The organism is Psychrobacter immobilis, assembly GCF_904846065.1.
Classification (GTDB): Bacteria; Pseudomonadota; Gammaproteobacteria; order Pseudomonadales; family Moraxellaceae; genus Psychrobacter; species Psychrobacter immobilis_H.
The window spans coordinates 18,175-44,046 of record NZ_CAJGZV010000003.1 but is presented as its reverse complement, the minus strand read 5'-3'; the positions used below and the strand labels follow the sequence as shown (position 1 = coordinate 44,046).

Below are 25,872 nucleotides of genomic sequence, written 5' to 3'. Positions count from 1 at the left end.
TGTGATGATTATAATAATGAGTACTTACTATGAATAAAAATGACCGCACTGAGCAAGACATACACGATCAACTTGTTAACCTAGTGACTTCATTGACTCCGGTCATTGGGGCCTTGCGTGAGCTGATTAAGCGAGCCGATGATGCGGTAGCGAGGCGGCTTGAGCGTTCGCTTAGCGGTATTGATAGCAAGGTGAGTGAGGTGTCTTCTGCCATTGAAGAATTAGGTGGTAGCGCAAGCACGACTTCGCAGGCATTGAGTCAGTATCAAGAACTCGTGTTAAAGCAGCTACAAGCGGCAGTGACTGCTTTCACTGACAATGAGATGCCAAGTCGTTATGACAACAAAATAGCGGGCATTATCACCGATATGAAACAGCAGATTGATACGGCTGTACAGTCGGTGGTCACTGCTAAAAACGACAGCATAGAGGTACAAGTGAGTACCATGCAAGGAGTTGCTGATAAACTTAGCGCAAGCGCTGACAATCTAGCCCTATTCACCAATCAGTACCAAGCTGGTCATAAGCAGATTATTGAAGATATTGAGACCTTTGAGACCACCACCAAAACGCGAATTGAGCAGGTCGAGGGTAGAGCTAGTAAAGACTTGGACAAAATTCATAAGTCCATTGAGACTATGAGTATTAAAAGGATTGCAGCCGTTGTCGCAGCGGGTACGATGGCTGTGATAATAAGTTTGGTGGCCCTGGTATTTTGGTATGTGCCAAGCTTTGATGAGATTGCAGAGATGAGATACCAGCAAGCAGAGCTACAGCGCGGCATCGATGAGCTTGAAACGGGGTGGAAGCAGGCATTTGATAACGCTCAAAGTCAGCAGATTATTTTGGCTTGTGATGTTAATGAAGCGCAGCCTGATGCAATCAGCTGGTGCGTTAGAGCAGACAGTAAAAGTGTTTTGAGAGATGAGAGAGGCTTTGTTTATTATAAAATAGCTGGGGTGCCGCGTGCAGAGCCGACTGAGTAAAGGCGTATGGTAATAGTAAGCTATATTGCCCAAAAGTGCGTCTTCTGAGACATATAAGACTGAAAAAAGCTTTTTTGATTGTCGTTATCTTTGTCTATATTAAAAAGCCAGATAATGACACTTTATCTGGCTTTAAGGGTTACTGTTTCTTGTTAAACAAGTTGTCTGTAAATATAAGCTAAAGCCATTACGCTGCTTGGTCAGTGTGAGCTGTGACCAACTCTATAAAAGCAGTTTCAAGGGTGCTTAACGCATAATCGTCAACGATAAGACCGTCATCTAGCTGTCGTTGCACCCAGACATAAACCGCTTCACCATTATAAAGAATGGGGTCAACACCAAGTAGGGTTGCCAGCTGTACGCCTTGCTGTATTTGTAAGTTTAATAACAGCTGAGAGGCTAACGTTTTAGTCTGTTCACTAAACCATGTGCAGCTATTGAGCCGAGATAGATTGTTATTCATTGGTATTCTCCTATAGATTATTATGTGCATATAATAAGTAAAATGACTTACTACAGGTCAAATTATACCTATATTTTAATCTATTGCAAGAGAAAATAACCTTCTGTAGGTCTTTTTATTCGTTTAAAGACAATTACAGCTCATGATAACGTTATTTATGCTGGTGACTCACTGCTGTCCTCGTTTATGATTTCGTATAAATCACCAACATTGATTCTAAGATAAGTACATAAAGACTCGATGACATCTAGATCAACGCGGGTGGCTTCTTCATGATACATGCGAGTAATGGTGCCACGATTGATACCAGTATCTCTTGAGATATCGGCAATTTTAAGGCGTCTTTCACCCATGATGGTCGATAAGTGACACTTCACCATAGTGGTTCCCTCATTCATATTAGTGGTTTTTGATTGGTGAGCGGATTATAACGAATATGAGCTGATGAAGTATTGCTTTTAGTAGCTCAAATTGATATCCAATAGCGACAATTTATCTAGTAGTAGGCAGTTTATGATACTGTCTTTGATACAGGACGTCCATCATGATGGATATACGCTCGTTAGAAAAGACGATGCTATTTTTACTATAAGATATTGCTATTAGTAATGATGTGACGTACATTTTTAGTTATACTTATATACTTATATACTTATATACTTATATACTTATATACTTATATACTTATATACTTATATACTTATATACTTATATACTTATATACTCAATACATACTACAGGGATCTGTATTTATGAAGGTAATTGCGGTATTGAATCAGAAGGGCGGCAGCGGTAAGACCACCATTGCAACGCATTTAGCACGGGGACTACAGCTAAAAGGTCATAGTGTGCTGCTGGTAGATAGTGACCAACAGGGCAGTGCGCGTGACTGGAGGGCAGTTGATGAAGACAATCCGGTACCGGTGATCGGGCTCGATAGACCAACGCTTGATAAAGATTTAAAAAGCGTCTCTGATAAAGAGTACGTGGTGATCGATGGGTCACCGCAAGCCACCAGTTTGGCCATTTCAGCTATTAAAGCCGCTGATTTTATATTGATTCCGGTGCAGCCGAGCCCCTACGATATCTGGGCAACCAGTGATTTGGTTGATTTGGTGCAGCAGCGTATTGAAATGATGGATGGCAAACTAAAGGCGGCGTTTGTCGTATCACGTGCCATTCAAAACACCAATATAGGTAAGGAGGTAGCGACAGCATTACTTGATTACAATCTTCCGGTGCTAAAGACCAGAGTGATGCAGCGAGTTGCTTACCCTAACAGTGCTGCCCTTGGTAAGACAGTATTTGATACCGAATCGCCTAATAGCAATGCCATACAAGAGATAAGCGCATTGGTCAGTGAGATTCAAACATTTTTTGGTGAGGAGTAAGTTATGAGTTTATCAGCAGGTCGTCCTAGTAAGAACGTTAAGGATCAGTTAGCTCTATCAGATGTGACGGATAGTTCCAAAAAGACGGTACGAGTGAATTTCAATCTAGATGAAGATAAGCACATTGCGCTCAAACGATATGCGCTTGAGAGCCGCAAAACGGTTACTGAGCTGTTGACTGAGATGATTGAGGAAAAGTTGGTTGAGCGATAGGCATAAAAAATCGGATTTTTTATGCTTATTAAAAGGACATGTATAAAAAATTCAAAAAACTATACATGTTATTGAATGCTATGAAACGCTTCAGTATCATCGAATGCTTATTTTCTTAAGCCAGACGCAGAAGCAAGGTGCAAAGAACACAACAATGGCAAAATTGAACCGCCCCAAATATATCGGATACTGATATATTTGGGGCGGTTCCTAGGTTTAGTATAAAGTATAGCCGTAAATAGCTAAGTGCTTACCATTAATAATAATGAGATTGGTACGTATGGGCATTCATTTTTTGATTTAATGATCGCCCATATGCATGCTTGAGTAGTTGAATTAAGAGTAACAAAGCGAAAGCAGCTATCAATTTTGACTGACAATCTCACTTCATTTTAAAACTTGAAACAAATGAACAGGCTTTGTATTTTCAGCAAGTTGAAATAATAATGGAGTTATATCAGCTTTTCTAAGATGAATGTTTTTAGCAATATCATCTAAACTTATTCCTTCTGAATTTAGTTCCTTGGTTATGGTATTGAGTACTTGGGAAATTTCTCTACCCATTGGATAAGGCTCTGATTTACGATAATTGTATTTTGCAATTTGTGGACAAAGAACTCTTGTGTAAATCCACTCACTTATAAATCCTAGTTTATGCATTCTATATGCCAATGCAACTAAAGATACACCGAACACTTTTTTCAGCTCAATGAGATTGTTTATAGTAGGGTTTACATGCTTATATTCCATCAATGCAACCTCGGGCATCAAGAACGCAGATGCAAACTCGTCTGCACATCTTTCAACTACTTTAGAATCTAAATCTTCTTCAAGTGGTTCACCAAAACTTTCAGACATTTTCATGCTATAGATATCTCTAACCAAATGACCTAATTCATGACATGCGTCAAAACGGCTTCTCTCCATAGTTTTTTGGTTATTCAAAAATATAAAAGGCTTGTCATCATACCAAACGCTGAAAGCATCAATGTATTCCGATTTTACAAAAATCGAAAAGATGCGTATACCCCTTGATTCTAATAGAGCAATTAAGTTTCCAATAGGTTTATCCCCTAAACCCCAGTCATAGCGAAGCGTATTAGCCGCCTCTTCAGGAGACAAGTGTGACAAATCAGGAAGTTCTGATTGAACAAGCTCAAATTCTTCTTCAAACCAATCATTAAGCATAAAGCCGGTTACGCCATAAGTTAAAGCCTCAGCTTTGACTTTCTTAGTCATTCTAGAACGAGATCTAAAACTGACGCTATGTTCATCAATAATTGGTAAATCACTGCCTTTAAAAAAATCGATAGGCAAGCTTAGCACCCTTGAAAGATCAACTAAATTAGGCTCAGTATTTCCATTTAGGTAATTTGTTAATGTTCTAGGAGTAATATTTAGCTTTTCTGCTAATTCGGCTTTGCTCACAGCCCGCCTATCGATTGCAAATTGTAATCGATTTGGATTAAACATATATTAGCCTTAAGGTAATTAAGCTTTTTTCTTACGCTTGACAGGAACTACACCTACTTCTACTTTATCTTTCATACGTGGTGTTGTAGGAATGTTGAATTTGATATCAGGAAGTTTAATACGCGTACTCCAGTCATCAATCTTACCTTTTGCAAATGATTTTGGCTGTGAAAGCTCTAATCTCATTAACTCACCAAATCGGTAATGAAGTAAAGTCCAAATGGTCGTTCCCTTATCAGAATTTAGTAAAGGATAAATATCATCTTTAAGAGTACTACCTTTAATCGATTTATTGCTTACGCTTCCATCTCTTAAGCCTACATACTTATTACCTGCAAAGACACGGATTGCATGCTCCTTACACGGCGATATTACATATGCGACTCCTCCCTTGCCATCAACTTTGGTCCAACCAAAAGAGCATAATTTCTCTCTAAGAAAGCCTGAAATATGAAACTGCCACATCGCTAATAAAGCATTTGTTGGAAAGGATGTTCCAACATGTTGGGTTTTTTCATTAGCAGCCAGAATCACTTCGTAAACTAGTTGAGTTGTAAGACTGGGGTGGATGGCAGCAAGAGCACTAACGACCTCAGAAGTTTCATCAATAAATTTATCTGAAGTATGATCAAAAGCTGGTTGTAGTGAAAACATAATATTTCCGATATATTGACATCAATTTGATGTATGATAATAGGAAATATTATGTAAGTAAATAGCTAAGCGTCAATAAGATAAATAGAGTGAGCTGAATCTAGCTTTATTTAGTATTATGCAGAAAACCTAACCTATTTAATATTCTCACCTTTGGCTGTGTGCTATATCTAGCAATATATTCAACCGATTTATTTACCATAATGTACCTTTATGGGAATAGGGATTACTGCTGGCATACCTAACAACAAGCTTAATGGTTAGGCTTTAAGCTCTTTGCTAACCTTTTAATATCATTATTCTTAACAAGATCTAGTGACTTGGCATATCATAGTGATCTGCGATTAGCTCAACAGTGCGCGATTGGGCGCGACGCGAATAACCTTGAACAACCAACATGACCTCGTCGACACCTGTCTGCTCCTGAAGACTCTCTAAACCTTTAGCGACCTCGGCAGCAGTGCCATGCAGGGTTTGATTAGTATACTGCTCAATAACCTGGCGCTCTTGTATACTACCTTGAAAAGCCGCTACTTCATCAGGTGGCAGTAAAGCAAAAGGTTTACGTTGGAACATTCTTAACATTGCCATAGCAGACGACGTTGATTGGCGCCATGCCTCTACAGGGTCTTCATCTGCAATCGCTCCAATACTGACCAAACTATATGGCTTGGCTAGAATTTTTGAGGGACGGAAGTTCTCTCGGTAAATGCGCATGGCACTTAAGACATCAGCACTGCCAAACTGTAGAGCGAATGCATAAGGTCTACCCAGCTTTGCTGCCATATGTGCTGAATAGGTCGATGAACCCAAAATCCACACATCAGTGGCAGTCTTCGATGGTGGCACTCGATTTTGCTCAGCTTGCCATGGGCCTGGCACCGCATGAACCTCACTGTAAGGATGGTCTTTTGGAAAACTGTTTTCTAAAAAGCCCAATAATTCTGCGACTTGCTGAGGAAATTCATCGTTCGCCGCATGGTGACGACGCAAAGCTGACGCCGTTGCGCCGTCCGTACCGGGCGCCCGTCCCAAACCAAGATCAATTCGTCCTGGCGCCATCGCATCGAGCATCCCAAATTGTTCAGCGACCACCAAAGGCACATGATTCGGTAGCATGATGCCGCCTGCACCAAGCCTAATGCGCTCGGTTTCACCAGTCAGCCGAGCCACCATCATCTGCGGAGAAGGAACCGCGGCGCCCGGCATCGCATGGTGTTCAGACATCCAAAACCGCTGAAACCCTCTTTTATCCGCCAGTTTGGCAAGAGCGATCATCTCTTGAATGGTGTTCTCTATTGTGTGGCCAACACCAGTGAAGGCATTGTCGAGCACTGAAAGAACAAAAGGGGCGTTGCCAGAATGATTTGAAATATTCATAAACAATCTCATCTGTATAATATTGATTATGCATGGCAACACACTTTGGGCATTGCCACACAAAAAAGCTTCTAACAATTGACTTTCAAAAGACTAAAACTTGTAAGTTTGACCATCATCGGGAACAAGTACACGTTGTTTATCCAGATGTTTTTCCTCGATAAAGCGGCGTAGCTCTGCTTTCGACAGTGCTCCATGATTGACCGTATCCATGTGTACGTTAATTATCTGAGCATTAGGAGAGAATTTATACGCGCGGTATACATCGTCTTTTCCCATGATAATAGAGTCATCAACGAAAGTAGTCAGCTTCGCATATCCTGTATTTAGGATGACCGCATCAGGCTTGTAGCGAGTAAGTGCACTCTCTACTTGCTTATCCCAAATGGTATCTCCCGCAACATAAACTGTCTTATAGTTTGGTTTTTGGAACACAATACCCATCGTTTTGCCAAGTGCCTGAGCAAGTGCTGGAACCTTGTACATCTCATCAGTACCATGTTGTCCAATGGTTTTATTGATTCTCGTGCCTTTAAACACAACCCCTTGCTGTGTCAATATTCTGACATCGGTAAAGCCATCTTTACGCACAGTTGCCGCATCGGCTTCATTTTGAGTAAAAATTGGCATATTACGAGGGACGAGGTTACGTGCGGCATCATCCCAATGGTCAGCATGTAAATGCGTCAAGATAATGGCATCTGCTTTAAGCACTTCTGCAACAGATATCGGCAAATCGACCACTGGATAGCGGATTTCGCTATTCAATGTGTCTGCAAACCCTGGATAAGCGTTTTTAGGTGCTAGCATAGGATCCACTAAAAAAGTGGTGCCCGCATAATTAAGCTTAATTGTGGCATTACGGATTTGCTGAAATTGCACAGTATTGGTTGCCGTCTGTTTTCCAGCGTTGGGACTCGTTGCTGGACTGGCGAATGTGGTACATGCCGTTAGGAACATCACGCCACTTAATAGCGTGGTACTGGTCAGCGATTTGGCTATTTTCATGATAGATACCTTATTAATTAGTGTTATATATGTGCATTTAGACCGTGGTTATTAACGTGCAATCCACGTTTGGGTATCAATCACTTCTCCATATAGAAACTCAATCGCTGCCATGATAGTGGCATGAGCCTGCGCTGCAGGTACGGTCGTGCCATTGAATTCAAGATCAAGCGTGGCACAAGCATCATGGACGGTGGTTGTGGTATAACCAAAGTCCACTGCCGCACGAACCGTTGCATCTACACACATATGACTCATGGCGCCAATAACAGTCACCTCTTTTATACCTTCTTTATCTAATAGCTCTTTTAGAGTGGTCTCACGGAACGAATTAGGGTAATGCTTAGTGATTACAGCTTCACCCTCTATAGGTTTTACCTTCTCATTGATCTCTACACCATCGGTATTGGGTGTAAACATCGGTGCGTCGGCAGAAGGCATCTCGTGACGGATATGGATGATGGTCTGCCCTTTTTCTCTAGCAGATTCAATAATCAAAGCGGCATTGTCAGCGGCTTCGTTAATACCTACAAGTGATAACTTACCTTCTGGGAAATACTCATTTTGAATGTCAACAACGATAAGTGCTTGTTTGTTCATGATAGTGCCTCTTTGTTTATGGGAGTGACTGTATAGACGTACATTTTACAAGCACTGTGCTACACTAACGAGTGGCTACATCGACACATAAGAGGTTAATAACGACATATGAATCAAAAACATACTATTGAAATTGGGTTGGTCGTTTATGAGAAGGCACAAATGGCGGCCATCCTTGGTCTGACTGATCTGTTCGTCATTGCCAGTAAAATAGCCGCCAAGCGCCAAGATACAACTGATCTTCCTTTACAAGTGAGTCACTGGGAGATTAAGGATGCTAAAGAACAACCTACCTGCATTTTTTCTAGTAATTCCGATAGTGTAGGAAAATTAGCGGCTGTCATTATCCCGCCAACGTTAGAGGCACCGATTGAACAACAAGCAGCAGCGCCTTGGCTGAACTGGCTGAGAGATCAGCATTCAGGAGGTGTAATCATGTCATCCGTTTGTGCGGGTGCTTTTTTATTGGGTGAAACAGGATTACTCTCCAAGCGTAAGGCAACCACACATTGGGGTTATGTGGCGCAGTTCGAGAATCGTTTCCCTGATGTGGAGCTTGACGTGGATCGCATCATCATCGAAGACGGTGATATTGTGACTGCTGGTGGGGCGATGGCTTGGACGGATTTAGGACTTAGGATGGTTGACCGCTTTCTTGGCTCACAGGTGATGAATGAGACCGCTCGTGCGTTATTGATTGATCCCTCAAGACGTGAACAATGCTATTACAGTGCGTTCTCACCGGTATTAACACATGGTGATGCAGCCATACTAAAGGTGCAACATTGGTTGCAAAAAACAGAAGCACAGGATATTGATTTGCCCACACTAGCCAATTGTGCTCAATTGGAGGAACGTACTTTTTTGCGTCGTTTTCATAAGGCGACGGGCATGACGTCAACGGAATACTGTCAGCGATTACGGATAGGAGAGGCAAAAGACTTTCTACAGTTCTCGTCGTCTCCTGTTGAGCAAATCGCGTGGAAAGTGGGTTATAGTGATGTCAGTGCGTTTCGTAAGATATTCAAACGTATTGTTGGGTTGACACCTAGCGAGTATCGGCGCAGATTCAATCCAAATAAAGAGTGATATATTTAAGAGACTGCTGATTTAAAGGCATACCTATGGCTGTTTCTGTCCATTGTGGTTGCCTTTAATTCTATTCGGTTCCCTAGTGAGGACTTGAATCTTTGGCTGTGAGCTAATGGTATTAAGGTTTCAACTTGCTGAGATAGCCACAGTGTACTTCATGATGTACTTACCATAGATATTCTATCTATGATCGGTGCGCTAGTGAGGACTTGAAGAGACCATCCCAGATTCTGTGTAACTGACGTTTAGATTAAATACTTACACAAAATTTAGGAAGGTCTCTGAAAATTAACCACCTGACACAACTCGTCACCTACTAACAGATCTTGGCGGTCATAAAAGTTGCCCCAACGCTTATAATTATTATCCGTTCTCGACTCAGGGTTATAAGTAATGGCGATGTAGGTTTGAATTTTATTAGTGTCCTAAATTAGTTGACCACCACCAGATTCTTATCAAAGACTTCATCATCTATTATTCGCCAAACGGCAACTTGCTGATGGTCTTTGGTGGTGACTAGATTTAAAGTTTGTTCAATCATTGCTTGAGGTCTCATATCCTTATGATGTTTATTTGCTTCAAACCCAGTTACTTTACACTTAGCGGTTTAATTAAGCTACTTACTTGAGCTATTTGCTTCAGTTATTAGGCTTGGCTACTTACTCAACTTCAATATTCTAAAGGCGCCCTGAATAACTAAAGCAAATACGATGCTACCAATAATCAAATCAGGCGTACTAGAGTGTAACCAATTAACCAAAATCCCTGCAACAATTACCCCTAAATTGATAATCACATCGTTTGAAGTGAAAATCATACTGGCTTGCATATGGGCTTCTTCTTCTTTGCTTTTCGATTTTTGTAGTAAATAGAGGCAAATCGAGTTTGCAATTAGCGCAAGAATCGATATGACTATCATGGTAGAAAAGTCAGGTAACTGCTCATTGCCAAAGAAACGTCTTAGTACTTCTAAAAAACCAAGAATCGCTAGCGTAATTTGAAAATATCCGGCAATTCTAGCAATCCGTTTTTTCTTAATGACCGTTCCACCGACCGCAAATAAGCTAATTCCGTACACGAAGCTATCTGCTAACATATCTAAGCTGTCGGCGACCAACCCCATCGAACGAGAAATCAGTCCCGTGCTCATTTCAATAATAAAGAAAGCAAAGTTAATGACCAGCACTATCCATAGTAGCTTTCTTTGCTCAGCATCTTTTTTGTGACTAGAGTCAGCATCAATTTTAAAATTATTGTTGGGATCAGAGGGGTCAATGGTTTCGGTCGAGAGTAGGGTGTCTCCTAATTTTAGGTCATGAATAGCAGTCTCTATCCCTTCTATATTGTCATGATGAAACACAGTTAATTGACGGTTAGGAATGTCGAACTCAAGATGTTCAATATTCGAGTGGCCCTCTAATTTCATTCGGATTAGGTTTTCCTCCGAAGGGCAGTCCATCTTCGATATTTTAAAAGTTGTTTTATTCATAGCTACATTTATATCCGGGTGGTGGTTCAAAAAGTAGGCTGAAAAAAACAGGCTGAGAAATTGATAAATAGTGAAATGCAAATGACACTATACATCAAATGCCCAGCCTGTCTAAGTGACAATATAAAGAAAAATGGTTTCAAAAGCTATACCCTAGCGGAACTAGCTATTTAACCCTTCAAACCTATTAACAGACTATTTAAAACAGACTGGTATAATGGAACCATCTATAACAGACTTTTGAATTATAGTGCTGGTTGCCATGTTTTTCTCCTATCATTAGTCTATACCCAAAACATAAAACCTTTAAATGATAATCTATCTATCATTAGACTTTTTTATATTATTAAATGATAGTAATATCTTGTTATTATCAATGAGCACTAATTATTAAGTCTAAATAATAGAGGTGGGTTATGACTGTTCGTATTTATGTGAGAGCCAGCACTAAGGATCAAGACGCTACCAGAGCATTGGCTGATTTGGTGGCTTTCAGTACAAGTTATGATGATAACCATGTTGAGTACGTCGAGCATTTCAGTGGTACAAAGCTCGATAGACCATTATTAGCCAAGCTGCTAAAGGACGCTGAGCAAGGCGATATTCTACTGGTTGAAAGCGTGGATAGATTAAGCCGATTATCTCAAGATGATTTTGCAATTCTAAAGCAGCGCATCAAAGACAAGGGCTTACGATTAGTGGTGGCTGATCTGCCAACGACGCATACAGTCAGTGAGGGTATGACCGGGGATATTCTCAGGGTGATCAACGATATGTTGATCGACTTATTAGCCACAATGGCAAAGCTTGATAACGACAAACGTAGAGAGCGTATTAAGCAGGGATTGGCGAACAGTGGTTATAAGCCCACTGGTAAGAAGCCTAATACAACGAAACACAATCGTATTAAAGAATTAGCCAGTCAAAACAATATGACAAAAGAGGAGATTGCTAAGGCGGTTGGTGTTGGGGTGGCTACGGTTTATCGGGTGTTAAAGCAGGGCTAATAGCTGAGGTATTTTATTTTATTTTTGTTCATAAACAGCTGATATATAAGGCTTTACACGCGAGGCAAGAAGGCTTTATTTGCAGAAATAGGTACTCTATTACTACGTAGCTGTGTTAAGAACGGTGTATTTTCATCATTCAATTTCGTTCAATTATGCCCACTTAAAACGCCCTTCGATCTTTATCTAAAGACATCACAGCGTCATATAAAAATCGATTTAATGCAATGAGGCTTCATTATAATCATTATATTGCATTCATAATCGCTTTTCTGCAAAATAGCTTATCTATAATCGCTTGAGCCCCTCATGATGAATACCCCTACTTCAGACCCTATTGGCGCAGCATGGCTTATCCGTTATGCCAGCATCGAGCTGGTGTCCCCTTTATATGTCATCAGTAGTATCGGTGGGCGCAGACAAACCTATAAAGACGGTGACGTCATTCATAACGCTTATCAGGAAACCGCGCGTCCACTGGACACTATCATTGCGCACTTACAGTTTCACATGCGTCATGAAGTACTGAATTTAGAGTTACTGGTTCGTCTATTTGAGCAGGTAGGTGCTGATGACGTACAAGCATGGGTAAACGCTGAGCCGACAGGCAGCTATGCCCGTAGAATGGCTTTCTTGTATGAGTGGCTCATGGGTCAGCAGTTAGCAGTACCGAGTAATTTAGGCGGTAACTATGTGGACGCTTTAGATGCTAAGAAGCAGGTTACTTCAAGCCCTGCGCATGTCATAAAGAATGCTCGTTGGCGTATCAATGACAATCTTGCAGGAACCCGTCATTTCTGTCCTCAATTGGTGAAAACAGAGTTGTTTACGCAAGCCGCTGCACTCGATATTGCCACAATGGTTGACAAGCTGAACGATGAATTTGGGCAAGACTTACTGATGCGTGCCTCCGTATGGATGACATTACGAGAGAGTAAAGCCAGTTTTACTATAGAAGGTGAAGGGAAAGAGTTAAAACGTATTGAACGTTTCGCCGATGTAATGGCACGGCGTACCGGCAAGGGCGATATTCCGCTTGATCCTGAGTCGCTAGCAGAGTTGCAACAAGACATATTGGGTAGTAAAACTATTATTCAGCAGTACGGCATCCGTCAATCACCAGTTTTTGTGTCGCATACTCAGGTGAATGGCTTTAAAGAAATTGTGCACTATATCGCGCCACCTGCTGATGACATTGCTAACAAGCTAGCAGGGTTACAGGTATTTATGGAAAAGACTGAGGGACAATCAGCACTGATGCGTAGTGCGGTTGCCTCCTTTGCTTTTGTATATATTCATCCGCTGGCGGATGGCAATGGCCGTGTACATCGCTTCTTAATTAATGACGTCCTCAGGCGAGACCAGGTCATTCATGAGCCGATTATCCTACCTATATCACAAGCCATTGCTGAGCATCCCTCAGACCGTCATGCCTATGACAAAATTTTAGACCGTGTATCCGTGCCACTTATGGAGCAAATCCGTGATCATTACAGCTTTGATAAACAAGCGATTACTTACCCTGATGGTATTCGCTCAAACTTAAATTTTGGAAATACTCACCTAATTCAACCTGCATGGCGCTTTATGGATCTAACGCCTCACGTTCAGTACTTATCAGGACTCATTGCTCATGTTATTGAAAAAGAGATGCATAACGAGTCACAGTACCTAAGAAAGCATGACCATGCACGACTGGCGATAAAAGAGATTGTTGAGATGCCCAACAGCTATGCCGATAGAATTATTCGTAGCATGCTACAAAATAAGGGTGTTAAAAGTAATAAGCTATTGAAGGATTATCCGTTTTTGGCAAATGATGAGGTTTGGGACGATATTTTCTCTGTGGTTGTAGAAACCTTTAAAGATGAAGCAGATGGTTTGAATAGTTAGAACAAACCCTGCTATACGCAAGAAAATCTGCCTTGATAATCAAGCTTAAGCTAGTATCAGTATCATCGTTGCGATAATGATTCGTTTATAAAAGATTCGGCTAAAATACTGTAACTTGAAACGTAATCAATATTTTTCTTACTTAAACAGAATATATTAGAGGAACTTTGATAACAGACAATTTTTATTTGACAAGGTTATTACAGATCCTCAAAATAATTTTGAGTATTTGAGTATTTGAGTATTTGAGTATTTGAGTATTTGAGTATTTGAGTATTTGAGTATTTGAGTATTTGAGTATTTGAGTATTTGAGTATTTGAGTATTTGAGTATTTGAGTATTTGAGTATTTGAGTATTTGAGTATTTGAGTATTTGAGTATTTGAGTATTTGAGTATTTGAGTATTTGAGTATTTGAGTATTTGAGTATTTGAGTATTTATTTAGCTATACAGCTATCAAATGACGCGAGCACTTAGCTGTAGCTTGTATTTCAGAATAACTACGCCCAGATTTCAGAAGGCTAGCGATAATCTTACGCTTCTCGGTATCTTTCCTACGTCCTGAATATTTACTTTCTACCTTAGTACGAGAAATACCTTACATCTGACGGTTACGTCGATCTTCATAGTCCTTTCTAGCAATAGCAGCGAGCATATAAAGCATCATCGAATTGATGGCCTGTAATACGCTGCTCATAAATACAATGCTGCTATCAGATTGAGGCGTTATATAAGAGGTCGGTAGCTCTTCTGATACTACCGCCAGCTTCTTTTCTAATAGCATTCTTTTGAGAGTATCCCAATCAGCTTGGTTTAAACGTGCTAAGCGGTCAATCTGCTCAACCAAATTATATCGCCTTCATGGGCATCATTTATCAGTTACATTAACTGTGGACGTATTAAAGTTGCGTCTGACTCGTTTTCAACATAGAAGGCGGCAATTTTGTGACCATGATCAGCAGCAAGCTATATGAGCTCACTTTTGGCACGCTTGGCATCTTGATCTTTGATTGGCGCTCTATGCTCTGATAAACATAAACACCTAAAATAGTCTGTTATAAGTAGTTCCATTATTGCAGTCTATTATAAGTAGACTATTAATTGATTAAGAGACCTGTTTTGATAGTGCCCCTGGGGTATACCCTACGATAACAGGAAAGCCATCGCGGATGACAAAACCTGTTTAGCTTTTAAACAAAACGGGTTTGTCGATAGTATGTAAGATAAGTTCGAAAAGTAACTGGAGTGTGAGACTATTCATACTGGGTCTGAATTAAAGTTTTATTGTGATTAATTTCTGCTCAATGTTATTCATTTGTCGCCACGATGAGTGATGGCGGCTTGTGATTTAGTTAGGAAAAATAATCTTGAGTAATAAGATACGTTTGTGGCATTTATAGCAGAGCTTGTTCTAGGCTTCTTTACTTACATTTTCCTGCAAGTTCTTTTTTAGTAAATGATCGAATATAAATGGGCCAAAAGGTAAGAGTGAGCCGAGTACGCCCGCAGGTATTGCCCAAAGAGGCATTTTCATTTTGATAGCTGAGCCTATAAGTATTATGATATAGGTAATAAACAACATACCGTGTGCCATACCGATGTATTTCACACCTTCTGGAATGTCCATCATATATTTTAGTGGCATGGCGATGAAGAGCAATAATAAGAAAGAGGTGCCTTCTAGATAGCCTATAAGGGTAAGACTTTTTAACGCTGTCTCTTGTTTTTTTCTAAGGCTGTGAATTTTTTCAATAGTTGGCTGAGTCTGTGACACTGTATTTTCCTTTTGTTATTATCAATAAAGAATTTATGGATTATTCAATGTCTCTATAATAATGGCTCTACGCAGAGCTTTTAAGTATTGAGTTTTAAGACCTAAAATGAGTGAGTACCTATACCAGTCATACATTACCTTCCAGTTCACATTTTATAAACATACTCAAGTATAAAAAGTATTTTTCCGTATAGAGTGAATACGACGCTAGTTCATTTTGTTTGTGATAATCGGCATCAATGTGCTTATTTATTACGCTTACTTTCTAAAAATATCATGTCAATTATAATCAATGCGACACCGACACAGACACCTATATCTGCAACATTGAAAATAGGATAATTCCAGACATCAGCATAATGCACATGGATAAAGTCAACCACTTTACCAATTCTTAAACGATCGATTAAGTTGCCAATCGCACCACCAAGCATTAAGGCCAACCCCATAGATAATAGCTTGGCTGCACGTGGCGCTTTGATTAAATAAACCGTTAAAAAGATAGCCATTACAAAAGCTAAGCCTGAGAAAAACCATTTCTGCCAACCGCCAGCGTTGGCTAAAAAGCTAAATGCTGCCCCATAGTTATAAGCGAGTGTCCAGTTGAGAAATGGTTCAATGACCGGTACGGGGTCATTGAACGCTAATGTGGTTTGGGCCAACCACTTAGTCCATTGATCAAGTATTAATACCATTATCGCCAACAAATACCAGATAAAAGCGCGACTGCCATTGGCAACCATTTTTGGCATTTTGTCCAACTTATCTTTAGGTGTTATTGAGTTGCCTGAAGTCACGTACATAGCTTTAGGCGTATGATTTATGGTTTTAGAGTCAATCGATTGATGAGTACTACTCACAGCTATAGGTACCTTCTTGTCAGCAATATTAGTACTAGCCGATTCAACGCTATTCAATTTAGTACTATCTAATCTGTCGGTAGATTCAGTCATAGTTGTTTCCTTTATCTATGTTTATACAATGAACAATGTTAAACGTATATGTTTTTGGTATACGATTATTAATCGCGCCACTTTCATAAACGGCTCCACTTACCGCTCTGGTATTATGAAACTTACGGTAATAATTTTTGGGGCTGTCCTAGATAAGTAAAATTATTTAGGATAGCACTATGAGAAAGAGTAAACTAAGTTGGTATAAACAAAGCAGACTAATCGAGTTATTTGTTGCCGGTTCTACCGCGAGAACAGCAGCAAGCCTAATTGGTATTAATAAAACGACAGCCAGTTATTACTTTCATAGGCTAAGACTGCTTATTTACGAGAATAGTCAAGACCCTGGTCTATTTGAAGGCGAAATCGAAGTAGACGAATCATACTTTGGTGGAACTCGTAAAGGCAAGCGAGGGCGAGGTGCTGGTAGCAAAGTGCCCGTGTTTGGTCTATTAAAGCGTAATGGCAAGGTCTACGCTTGTATTATACCCAATGCTAAAGCAGATACTTTGATCCCCATCATAAGAGAAAAAGTGAAGCCTGATAGCATTGTTTATACTGACTCATTTAAAAGCTATAACGCATTAGATGTCAGTGAGTTTACTCATTATCGTATCAACCACTCCAAAACCTTTGTTAATGACAAGAATCACATTAATGGTATAGAGAACTTTTGGAACCAAGCTAAACGGCATCTACGTAAGTTTAACGGAGTTCCAAAAGAACATTTTCACCTCTATTTAAAGGAATGTGAGTGGCGTTTTAATCACAGTGACCCAAAGTCGCAATTACTACAATTAAAACAATGGGTTAAACAGGGTTTGAACTAGTTATCTAGGACAGCCCCTAATTTTTTATTAGGGAATCTGTTGATTGATTTCAACATTAACCTGAGTCTGTTCAACGCTAATCATTATAGGATTACCCGATAAGTCGCCTGATTCTGCTATGGCATTACCGCTATGACTAATACGAGCAACGACTGCTAACTGAGTTTTGTCACTACGAGCTGAATTTAACGTGCGATCTGGCATCATCGCATCAAGATTGCTTAAGCGGATACTAGCCTCACCTTGCTTGATAATACTAATGGGTAAACGTTTGGCGGCAAACGGTGGACCTCCTTTAACGTCACGTATCGCAACAAACAACACATCATCAGCTTTCACTAACGGTAATAAATTAGCGTTAATTTTCACTGTCACGTCAATACCTTCTAGCGCTTGCTTTTCTTGCGTGCTAACGTAGTTGCTTAACTCATCTAAGCTTGCTAAAGCTTTAGTATGATCACCTGGTTTGGCCACAATGCTGCCTTGTAAGCGTTTAATCCAACCTTGCGCTTGGGCAAAGTTACTACTACGAGTCTCACCCATTGCCATGAGCATTTGAGCCCGTTCATGCTGCGGATTCTTAGCTAATATAGCTTGTAATACACGGCGAATATTGGCGTCTAACTGACCTTCATTAACAAAAAAACTAGTCTGAGCATAAGTAGTAGCAATCTCCTCGTTATCAGGTGCTAAACGATAGGCACGCGATAAGGCTTCTAAAGCAGAGCCAGTCGCCTCCATCGATAAGAAAAGCTCAGATAGGCGCATCCAGCGATTAGGATCATCAGCGTTACGATGGACGTTGGTCTGCATAGCGCTAATCAACTGACGACCGTTTTCAGTCGCCCACTTTGGTGGCTTATCAATCTTAGCCGTCAATAGGTCATCAGCCACTTGTCCTACTTTGTCCTCGCTTGTCCACGAATCAAACACGGGCGTACGATTGCCTATTAGTAAGTACGCCATTGCAGCCAATATTGGGATCCAAGCTGCGACAATTAAACGGCTTTTGACATCAGGGGTGACCATAGGTGTTATCTGACGCTGCGCATCTAATAGCTGACGCTCCAGTTCCAGCTTTTGATTTTGATAATGGCTATTATTAATAGTACCGCTGTCTTTATCTGTTTGTAGCTCAGCTAAACGTTCGCGAAATACTGCAACATTAATATCTAGCAGTTGATTGTCTATTGGTTTGGACTGCAAACGCGGTGCTCGTAGCCATGGCATAATAGCAATTAGCGCAAATATAAGAGCAATCAGCAAGCTTAGAGCTACAAATAAGCCAAAAGTAGAAAATAGAGTCATTTTTTGTCCTCTATGCTAGTAATATCGTGGTCGACATTCTCAGCTTGCGATAATAGACGATCAAGCTCAGCCTTTTCCGCAGAGGTCAAGGCAGCAGTACTGTTCACTGTAACGCCGTTTTGGCCACGGGCGACAACTTGGCGGCGTTTACTTTGCCAAAACCAACCAACAATTAAGACGAGCAATAATAATGGTGGAAAAAACCATAGGATCCATGTCGATGGTCGCATAGGCGGCTTGTAGCTAATAAAGTCACCGTAGCGCTCTTGCATATAGGCGCGTATTTCAGCATCACTACGTCTATCTTTAATTAAATCATAGACTTTTTGCTTTAGATCCTGTGCAATCGGTGCATCAGAGGCTGCAAGGTTTTGATTTTGGCATTTTGGGCAGCGAAACTCTTCTATTAATCCACGATACTGAGCTTCTTGCTGTGGTGAATCAAAATCGTATACGTCAATAGCTGCGTTTGCCGTCATGTTAAGCAAACACGCTAGTATTAAGCTTGCTAGTTTTAAAATTATATTGAGTTTTATTTGAGGAGCTCTTATTCGAGTAACGTTCATTTGCACATCTCCTCAACCTGAATGAGATCAGGACTATCGTTGTTCTTATTAGCCTCATTAAGTACGGTCAGGCACGGCTTAACACGCTGTTGCCAATTGGCTTCATTAATCTCACCAACAATATGCTGACGAATGATGCCATCTCCATCCACAACAAAGGTTTCGGGCGCACCAGTTATGCCTAAGTCTAGAGCAAACTGACCCAATGAATCCTGAATAGACATAGAAAATGGATCACCGCCTCGGTTTAAGTAACTGAGCGCATTACCAATCTCATCCTTATAATTCACACCAACGATATCAACGCCGCGCTCTTCTAGTTGCATTAAAAACGGATGCTCAATAATGCAAGTTGGGCACCACGAGCCCCAAACATTAAGTAAAAACGGCTTATCTGGCAAATTATTATTGGTGATAGTACGGGTAGTATCTGCTAATAACGGCAGCTCAAAGGCAGGAACCGGACGCTCAAGAGCGGTATTGGTCACAATGTCTGTTGGTTTACCTAAGCGCATGTACAATATAACTACCAAACCAAAAAAGAGGATAAGCGGAATTAAGAACCATAGCTTCATCTGCTTTTTTTTCATTGCCTTTGGGTTACGCTGCTTACTGTTTTGGCTATCTTTTTGCTCAGGAGTGTTATTCGACATAGTCATTTACTTCTCCTTTAGTGTCGACATCGTCGATACTGAGATTGCCTGCTCAATAGCTACCTCATTGACTCCATAAGTAGCCAAACTACCAGTAACTAGCAACGGAGCTTTAATTTTTTTGATGCGGTATCGTTTATCAAGCATACTAATTAATCCACCTAGAGCCATGATAATTGCCCCTAACCAAATCCAGCGAATTAATGGTTTTACATAAATCCTTAATGCCCATTGGTTACTACCATCGGCAATAGGTTCGCCCAGTGCGACATAAACATCGCGCATAAGACTGGGGTCAATAGCAGCTTCAGTTGTTGGCATCGTGCTGATAATATAAGTACGCTTTTCTGGAGTCAGTTTCGCCACTTCACGACCGTCTTTGGATACCACCACTTGCGCTTGCGTTGCATCAAAGTTACTACCCTTTATTTCAAAAAATTCAGTTACTTCAAAATCGTAACCTTGAACATTGACTGTATCGCCAATACCCATTGCTACGTCACGCTCAATACTCAGGCTACTAGTAAAGGCTATGCCAATGACAGCAACCAATACGCCAATATGAGCAGTCTGTTGACCCCAATAGCTCAGACGCAACTGCCGCAAACCGTTAAAAAGATTAGGCGCATTCTTAGTTTTATCTTTAAAATCAACTGCCATCCATAGCAGTGCCCAAAAGCTAACGGCTAAAGTCACACCAATATTAAGCATAGACGATGGATTAACAAAGTAAGTAATAATGGCGGCTAATACTAAGCTACTAACGGCGATGACCATGCCTATACCCAGTAGTGGACGGGTGTCTTTTTTCCAGCGAATATTTGAGCCCATACCCATAGCTATTAATAACAGCCACGTTAAAGGTACAAATAATGCATTAAAATAAGGAGGGCCAACGGACACTTGTCCTAAACCAAAAGCATCAGCGATAATAGGGTAAAGGGTGCCGAGCAGCACCACTAAGGTTGCAATCAAAATGATGGCGTTGTTGATCACTAAAAAGGACTCACGTGAAATCAGCTGATATTGACTTTCAACGGTTAAACGCCAACCTCGAACGGCAAACATTAATAGACCACTACCGATGATAATGCCAAGAATAGCTAAGATAACCAAACCACGCGTCGGATCAGCGGCAAACGAATGCACTGAGGTAAGGACTCCAGAGCGTACCAGGAACGTGCCAAGCAAGCTTAAGGCAAAGGCGAAAATAGCCAGCATGATGGTCCATGCTTTAAACACCCCGCGCTTTTCAGTGACTGCTAATGAATGCAGCAATGCTAAGCCGACAAGCCAAGGCATAAACGAGGCATTCTCTACCGGATCCCAAAACCACCAACCGCCCCAGCCAAGCTCGTAGTAGGCCCACCACGAGCCCAGTGCAATACCAATGGTCAAAAATCCCCAAGCCGCGAGCGCCCATGGACGTGACCAGCGTGTCCAAGCAGCATCTAAACGCCCTTCCCACAATGCCGCCATACAAAATGCAAAAGGTACTACCATACCCACATAGCCCATATATAACATGGGCGGATGAATAATCAGACCGAAATCTTGTAGGACAGGATTTAAATCAGCGCCATCGACCGCTAGATTGGGTAAGGTACGCTCAAACGGTGACGAGGTAAATATCAGCATCGTTAGCATCATTAACTGTACACCGGCCAAAATAACTAATACCCGCGCACGCATTGATAACGGCAAGCCGCGACTAAAGTATGATACCAGTGCACACCATGTGGCCATGATGGTCATCCATAGCAGCAAAGAGCCCTCGTGTCCGCCCCATGTCGCCGATAACTTATAGTACCAAGGCAACAGCGTATTAGAATGCTGCGCGACGTAACTGAGGCTAAAATCATTATAATAAAAACCTGCTATCAAAGCGCCAAATGACGTTATCATGGCGGCAAACTGTGCCCAAGCTAGGCTAGGGGCTAGTCGTTGCCAAGCAACTTGGTTACGAATAACACCAATAGTTGGCAGAATTACCTGCAATAACGCCAGTACAAAAGCGGTAAGCAAGGCAAAATAGCCCAATTCTGTAATCAACATACGGTCTAACCTTATTTACTCTAATGCGGTTGCAGTTTACTGTGGCGGTGGAATTTTTATTATTAGAACCCACCCCGAAATCTGCTGCTATCTCTAGTTTTTAATTGATTTCGAAGGGTTTTATTTAACTACTTTAGGCGGATTTACCAGTGGAGGCGCGCCTTTAAAGCGCAGTAAACGTAACGCATTAAGAGTAACGATCACTGTTGCTCCAGCATCAGCTAGAACCGCAATCCATAGTCCAGTAATGCCGAATATGGTCGTGATCAGAAAGACGCCTTTGAGACCTAAAGCGAAAATGACGTTCTGATGAATGTTGCGCATGGTGGCACGTGAAAGTGCGATGAGATGAGCCATGTCCGTAACACGACTTTTTAATAATGCGATATCGGCCGTCTCAATGGCCACATCGGTACCACCACCCATCGCGATGCCAACATCGGCAGTTGCTAGCGCTGGCGCATCGTTAATACCATCACCAACCATCGCTATTTTGCGGTTGTTCTTCATCTCGTTAAGCAGGCGCAGTTTGTCCTCAGGCAACAGCTCAGCTTCCCATTCCACGTCTAAATTACTGGCAAGTGCTTGAGCGGTTAAGCGGTTGTCGCCTGTTAGCATGACGGAGCGCACACCCATCGCTTTGAGCTGAGCCACACCTTCATGAGCGTCGTCTCGTAATTCGTCTCTTAGCGCGATTAATCCAAGCACTTCACGGTTTTGCTCATCGAAAAGAACAGAGACGGTCTTACCCTCATTTTGCAGCGCCTCAATTTGCGCCTGTTGTGTGGATGAAATCAATGCCTCATCGGCTGCGTAAACAGGCGAACCGATAGCTAGCGCGCGCTCCGCGACAGTTGCGTGTACCGCTTTACCGGCAGTTGCAGAAGCATTGAAGGCCACAGGTATGAACACTTTAGCAGCTTCAGCATGACTAACAATGGCTTCAGCAAGCGGGTGACTAGAACCAGTCTCCACACTGGCAAAAAGTGCCAATATCTCATCTTGACCTTGAGAATTCTGACCTTGAATACTTGAGTCCTCTTGTGTAAAGGCAACAACATCGGTCACGCGTGGTTTGCCTTCAGTTAAAGTGCCTGTCTTGTCAAAAGCGACCGTCTTCACTTGGCCGATAGTTTCTAAAGCACTACCGCCTTTGATCAGCAAGCCACGGCGCGCACCAACAGCAAGACCAGAGGCGATGGCAGCGGGTGTTGATAGTACAAGAGCACAGGGACAGGCAATCAGCAACAGTGCTAGACCGCGATACAACCAAGTCGACCAATCTCCACCCATGGCTAACGGTGGAATGATAATAATTAGTGCGGCAATAGCCATCACTGCCGGTGTGTAATAGCGACTGAATTTCTCAATAAAACGGGCAGTGGGTGCTTTGGAGGCTTGGGCTTGCTCTACCAGCTCAATAATGCGCGAAATGGTGTTATCGGCGGCTGTCTTTTCTACGCGCACTTGGAGCACACCATCGATGTTAATTGACCCTGCAAATACATTGTCACCCATCGTCTTGGCAACAGGAACAGACTCTCCCGTCACGGGCGAATCATCAAGGCTGGACGCACCTTGAACAATGGAACCATCAGCAGATACCCTATCTCCAGGACGCACCAGCACAAGGTCATTCACTTGTAGTGAAGTCGCTGGAACGTTACGCTGCCCACCTTGAGCATCAAGTAAAATCGCACTTTTCGGAACCAGCGATGATAAGGCTCTGATGCCAGCGCGAGCGCGATCAGCAGCGATACTCTCAAACAGTTCACCGATTGAGAACAAAAAGACAACCGCTGCGGCCTCTTCAGCTTCACCAATGATAAGTGCGCCAAGCACGGCGACGGACATCAGCGTTTCAATTGAAAAGAATGAACCTGTTTTAGCCAGTGCTAAGGCTTTGCGCGCAAATGGAAAAACGCCTACAATCACAGCGATGGCAAACACCCATATCCCATAAGCGGGCAACAGTAGTGACAGTGCATAACCGCTGCCCATCAAAATACCGAGGCCAACAACCTGTTTGCCTTTTTGAGTTTGCCACCATTGCTTATCCTGCGGAGCCATCTGATTGTCGCTGTCAATATCAATAGCCGATACAGTTTGTTGACCAGTATTGGCAGAGATGCCGAACCCTAGGCTTTTGATTGTTTTTTCGATATCACTAGCCTGAGTCGGCGCACCAGGGGCTAAATTTAGCTCTAGCGTTTCTGTAGCGAAATTCAGCTGAACATCAGAAACCCCAGGCATACGTTTCAAAGCTGTTTCAATCTTGCCGATGCAACTGGCACAGTCCATACCTTCAATATGATATTTCATAATAATTTACCCTTTGAATAATGATATTATGAACCCTATAGTGGCTTTAGAGTCAAGGTTATTTATCTACAGTTTCGTAATTTTAATTTCTCTAGCGCTAGTCTTTACAGCCACTTTAATTATTTAAATCATAGAGGTTGTTATGACAATCAAAATTGGTGAGCTCGCTAAACGCACAGGTGCCACAGTAGAAACCATTCGCTATTATGAAAAAGAGCGTTTATTACCCGAGCCTTTTCGTAGCGAAGGGAATTATCGTTTATATAATGAAGAGCACATTGAGCGTCTACAATTTATCCTACATTGCCGTACGCTCGATATGGCTTTAGATGATGTGCGAATCTTACTTGAATACTGGGAGTCGCCTGACAAGGACTGCGGCGATGTGAATAACTTGCTAGATGAGCACATTCATGCTGTGGAAATACGAATGGAAGAACTGATGCACTTAAAGCATCACTTGACCGTTTTGCGCCAGAAATGTGCAAGTAGTGCACCAGCGTCATCATGTGGCATTTTAAACGCGCTTGTCGATAACTCCTGTCATGAGTAATGATATCAGTAGTGTTCATTTCTGACGGATCAAATCATGAAAGGTTAAATACGCCCTGATGTTAAGCACAAAAAAACCCAGCAATGATATTAAGATCACTACTGGGTTGGAGGAAATAACAAATATGTTGTGCTGACTTCTCAGGTCTTATTTATCATTCATAGCAAGGTAGATATTACGATCTGATGCGGATGCGTCATCCACATATTTTGAATCACGCCATGTCGTATAAGCATAGACACCACTGTATGGGCTGATGCTGTTCTGACGGAAATCAGAAATCCAATTTTCGCCATCAAATATTTGGATATGGCCATGCGGGCGCTTTGATGAGCGATCATAGACAATAACATCACCTACTTGGGTTGGCATATCATTACTGATTTTGCTAAAACCTGCTTTATCAAGCGTGCCACGAGTGGCGTACTGATAGGCTGAAGGATTGGGTGTAAATTCATAACCAGCTGATTGTAGTGCTTTACGTACGTAACGGGCACAATATCCAGAGCTGCCAGATAAAGCCACTTTTGAGGCGCGAGCAGCAGCGATAGCGGGGGCTGAATTGCTGTCAGGAACCTTATTGACTTGCTGCTGTTGTTTTTCAGCGTATAAGCGGCTGTTTAATGATGAAAGCTGATTCTCTTTTTGCTTGGCCTGCGCACTTAGGTTGCTAATTGCTTGACTAATTTCATCATTATTAGAAACATAAGCACCACTTTTGGTGCTATAGATGTTTTTTGATGAACCGTAGTTTGATGCCGCAGAAATATTGGTTATATTATTACTTGTTTGAAAGGTCGTTACAGCAGCAGTACTCGTTTGTGCTATGCCCATACCCAGTACTGACAAAATCAATAAAGCCTGTTTCATAAATCTAATACCTACGGTTAATTCAAAATCGTCTGTTATCAACAACAGCGCAGTCAATTAAATCTCAATAACTCAAGTATATATATGTCATAGTGACTGATACTTCTGCTGCATATTATTCATATAAAAAATGATTATTGGCGATCACAGCTCATTGAAGTCTTACGAAGCTGTTACAAATCAAGCTGCTGACCAAAACACAAAGCCGACTTTAGCATAGGTTGTTTAGCCTGTCATTCCCCTTAAAAACCCCAAAAATACTTTTTTGATGTCGAAAAAATTGCTAATATCCCACATTTTACAATGTAAGTTTGTGTAACATGTACAGAATATAGCTGA

Annotated in this window: 25 protein-coding genes and 1 pseudogene; 9 read left to right on the top strand and 17 right to left on the bottom strand. The window is 41.6% G+C overall.

What is annotated here, in order from left to right:
- Window positions 1-29: 29 nt before the first annotated feature.
- Entirely contained in the window at window positions 30-986 is a 957-nt protein-coding gene (locus JMW64_RS13310; protein ID WP_201555261.1) for a hypothetical protein, read from the top strand.
- Between the two features lie 187 nt (window positions 987-1,173).
- On the opposite strand, the gene JMW64_RS13305 is transcribed toward JMW64_RS13310, so the two are convergent.
- Window positions 1,174-1,449, bottom strand: coding sequence for a hypothetical protein (locus JMW64_RS13305; protein WP_201532525.1), 276 nt, complete (start codon window positions 1,447-1,449; stop codon window positions 1,174-1,176).
- Window positions 1,450-1,604: 155 nt separating this feature from the next.
- The gene (locus JMW64_RS13300; RefSeq protein WP_057758779.1) at window positions 1,605-1,829 is read right to left on the bottom strand and encodes a helix-turn-helix domain-containing protein; all 225 of its coding nucleotides are present in this window, start codon (window positions 1,827-1,829) and stop codon (window positions 1,605-1,607) included.
- Window positions 1,830-2,201: 372 nt separating this feature from the next.
- Here JMW64_RS13300 and parA point away from each other — a divergent pair, with 372 nt between their 5' ends.
- Together parA and JMW64_RS13290 are read left to right on the top strand one after the other, a co-directional pair.
- Window positions 2,202-2,840, top strand: a complete 639-nt coding sequence (gene parA / locus JMW64_RS13295) for a ParA family partition ATPase (protein WP_201555259.1) — start codon at window positions 2,202-2,204, stop codon at window positions 2,838-2,840.
- A gap of 3 nt (window positions 2,841-2,843) precedes the next feature.
- Entirely contained in the window at window positions 2,844-3,053 is a 210-nt protein-coding gene (locus tag JMW64_RS13290; protein ID WP_201555257.1) for a plasmid partition protein ParG, read from the top strand.
- Window positions 3,054-3,440: 387 nt separating this feature from the next.
- Here JMW64_RS13290 and JMW64_RS13285 read toward each other — a convergent pair whose 3' ends face one another.
- The 5 genes from JMW64_RS13285 to JMW64_RS13265 form a co-directional block, all read right to left on the bottom strand.
- Window positions 3,441-4,526 (bottom strand): ImmA/IrrE family metallo-endopeptidase, encoded by a 1,086-nt coding sequence (locus tag JMW64_RS13285; protein ID WP_201555255.1) that lies wholly within the window; start codon window positions 4,524-4,526, stop codon window positions 3,441-3,443.
- 18 nt (window positions 4,527-4,544) lie between these two features.
- On the bottom strand, window positions 4,545-5,180 hold the full coding sequence (locus JMW64_RS13280; protein WP_201555253.1) for a hypothetical protein: 636 nt from the start codon (window positions 5,178-5,180) through the stop codon (window positions 4,545-4,547).
- Window positions 5,181-5,492: 312 nt separating this feature from the next.
- Window positions 5,493-6,560: an LLM class flavin-dependent oxidoreductase gene (locus JMW64_RS13275; protein WP_201555251.1), complete on the bottom strand. Its 1,068-nt coding sequence runs from the start codon at window positions 6,558-6,560 to the stop codon at window positions 5,493-5,495.
- 93 nt (window positions 6,561-6,653) lie between these two features.
- Window positions 6,654-7,568: an MBL fold metallo-hydrolase gene (locus JMW64_RS13270; protein WP_201555249.1), complete on the bottom strand. Its 915-nt coding sequence runs from the start codon at window positions 7,566-7,568 to the stop codon at window positions 6,654-6,656.
- 51 nt (window positions 7,569-7,619) lie between these two features.
- Window positions 7,620-8,168 carry a cysteine hydrolase family protein gene (locus JMW64_RS13265; protein ID WP_201555247.1) on the bottom strand — a complete coding sequence of 183 codons (549 nt, stop codon included), beginning with the start codon at window positions 8,166-8,168 and terminating at the stop codon, window positions 7,620-7,622.
- 108 nt (window positions 8,169-8,276) lie between these two features.
- Here JMW64_RS13265 and JMW64_RS13260 point away from each other — a divergent pair, with 108 nt between their 5' ends.
- Window positions 8,277-9,257: a GlxA family transcriptional regulator gene (locus JMW64_RS13260; RefSeq protein WP_201555245.1), complete on the top strand. Its 981-nt coding sequence runs from the start codon at window positions 8,277-8,279 to the stop codon at window positions 9,255-9,257.
- 658 nt (window positions 9,258-9,915) lie between these two features.
- Here the strand turns inward: JMW64_RS13260 and JMW64_RS13255 are convergent.
- The gene (locus JMW64_RS13255) at window positions 9,916-10,749 is read right to left on the bottom strand and encodes a cation transporter (protein ID WP_025644116.1); all 834 of its coding nucleotides are present in this window, start codon (window positions 10,747-10,749) and stop codon (window positions 9,916-9,918) included.
- Window positions 10,750-10,824: 75 nt separating this feature from the next.
- Here JMW64_RS13255 and JMW64_RS13250 point away from each other — a divergent pair.
- From JMW64_RS13250 to JMW64_RS13240, 3 genes and pseudogenes are all read left to right on the top strand, one after another.
- A pseudogene (locus JMW64_RS13250) lies at window positions 10,825-10,899 on the top strand (IS1 family transposase); the annotation flags it as partial.
- A gap of 266 nt (window positions 10,900-11,165) precedes the next feature.
- A complete protein-coding gene (locus JMW64_RS13245; RefSeq protein WP_062844955.1) occupies window positions 11,166-11,756 on the top strand; it encodes a recombinase family protein in 591 nt (196 codons plus the stop codon).
- Between the two features lie 309 nt (window positions 11,757-12,065).
- Complete coding sequence (locus tag JMW64_RS13240) at window positions 12,066-13,649, top strand: Fic family protein (RefSeq protein ID WP_201532527.1); 1,584 nt, start codon at window positions 12,066-12,068, stop codon at window positions 13,647-13,649.
- A 598-nt stretch (window positions 13,650-14,247) separates the two neighbouring features.
- Here the strand turns inward: JMW64_RS13240 and JMW64_RS14300 are convergent.
- From JMW64_RS14300 to lspA, 3 genes are all read right to left on the bottom strand, one after another.
- Window positions 14,248-14,496, bottom strand: a complete 249-nt coding sequence (locus tag JMW64_RS14300; protein WP_228139849.1) for a recombinase family protein — start codon at window positions 14,494-14,496, stop codon at window positions 14,248-14,250.
- A 564-nt stretch (window positions 14,497-15,060) separates the two neighbouring features.
- Window positions 15,061-15,393 carry a DUF3817 domain-containing protein gene (locus tag JMW64_RS13230; RefSeq protein WP_131603940.1) on the bottom strand — a complete coding sequence of 111 codons (333 nt, stop codon included), beginning with the start codon at window positions 15,391-15,393 and terminating at the stop codon, window positions 15,061-15,063.
- A 275-nt stretch (window positions 15,394-15,668) separates the two neighbouring features.
- Complete coding sequence (gene lspA, locus JMW64_RS13225) at window positions 15,669-16,376, bottom strand: signal peptidase II (RefSeq protein ID WP_007394842.1); 708 nt, start codon at window positions 16,374-16,376, stop codon at window positions 15,669-15,671.
- A 179-nt stretch (window positions 16,377-16,555) separates the two neighbouring features.
- Here lspA and JMW64_RS13220 point away from each other — a divergent pair, with 179 nt between their 5' ends.
- The gene (locus JMW64_RS13220) at window positions 16,556-17,206 is read left to right on the top strand and encodes an IS1595-like element ISPssp3 family transposase (RefSeq protein WP_007394843.1); all 651 of its coding nucleotides are present in this window, start codon (window positions 16,556-16,558) and stop codon (window positions 17,204-17,206) included.
- A 27-nt stretch (window positions 17,207-17,233) separates the two neighbouring features.
- On the opposite strand, the gene ccmI is transcribed toward JMW64_RS13220, so the two are convergent.
- The 5 genes from ccmI to JMW64_RS13195 form a co-directional block, all read right to left on the bottom strand.
- Entirely contained in the window at window positions 17,234-18,514 is a 1,281-nt protein-coding gene (gene ccmI, locus JMW64_RS13215) for a c-type cytochrome biogenesis protein CcmI (protein ID WP_062844957.1), read from the bottom strand.
- The gene (locus JMW64_RS13210) at window positions 18,511-18,993 is read right to left on the bottom strand and encodes a cytochrome c-type biogenesis protein (protein ID WP_371532842.1); all 483 of its coding nucleotides are present in this window, start codon (window positions 18,991-18,993) and stop codon (window positions 18,511-18,513) included. Before JMW64_RS13210 ends, ccmI begins: the two co-directional genes overlap by 4 nt.
- Window positions 18,994-19,076: 83 nt before the next feature.
- The gene (locus JMW64_RS13205) at window positions 19,077-19,739 is read right to left on the bottom strand and encodes a DsbE family thiol:disulfide interchange protein (RefSeq protein ID WP_084387320.1); all 663 of its coding nucleotides are present in this window, start codon (window positions 19,737-19,739) and stop codon (window positions 19,077-19,079) included.
- Window positions 19,740-21,788, bottom strand: a complete 2,049-nt coding sequence (locus JMW64_RS13200) for a heme lyase CcmF/NrfE family subunit (protein ID WP_062844959.1) — start codon at window positions 21,786-21,788, stop codon at window positions 19,740-19,742.
- Window positions 21,789-21,908: 120 nt separating this feature from the next.
- Window positions 21,909-24,110 carry a heavy metal translocating P-type ATPase gene (locus JMW64_RS13195; protein WP_007394844.1) on the bottom strand — a complete coding sequence of 734 codons (2,202 nt, stop codon included), beginning with the start codon at window positions 24,108-24,110 and terminating at the stop codon, window positions 21,909-21,911.
- Between the two features lie 142 nt (window positions 24,111-24,252).
- Here JMW64_RS13195 and cadR point away from each other — a divergent pair, with 142 nt between their 5' ends.
- Entirely contained in the window at window positions 24,253-24,663 is a 411-nt protein-coding gene (cadR, locus tag JMW64_RS13190) for a Cd(II)/Pb(II)-responsive transcriptional regulator (protein ID WP_007394845.1), read from the top strand.
- Between the two features lie 147 nt (window positions 24,664-24,810).
- Here the strand turns inward: cadR and JMW64_RS13185 are convergent, their stop codons facing one another.
- Window positions 24,811-25,533 carry a CHAP domain-containing protein gene (locus JMW64_RS13185; RefSeq protein ID WP_201555243.1) on the bottom strand — a complete coding sequence of 241 codons (723 nt, stop codon included), beginning with the start codon at window positions 25,531-25,533 and terminating at the stop codon, window positions 24,811-24,813.
- Window positions 25,534-25,872 lie beyond the last annotated feature (339 nt).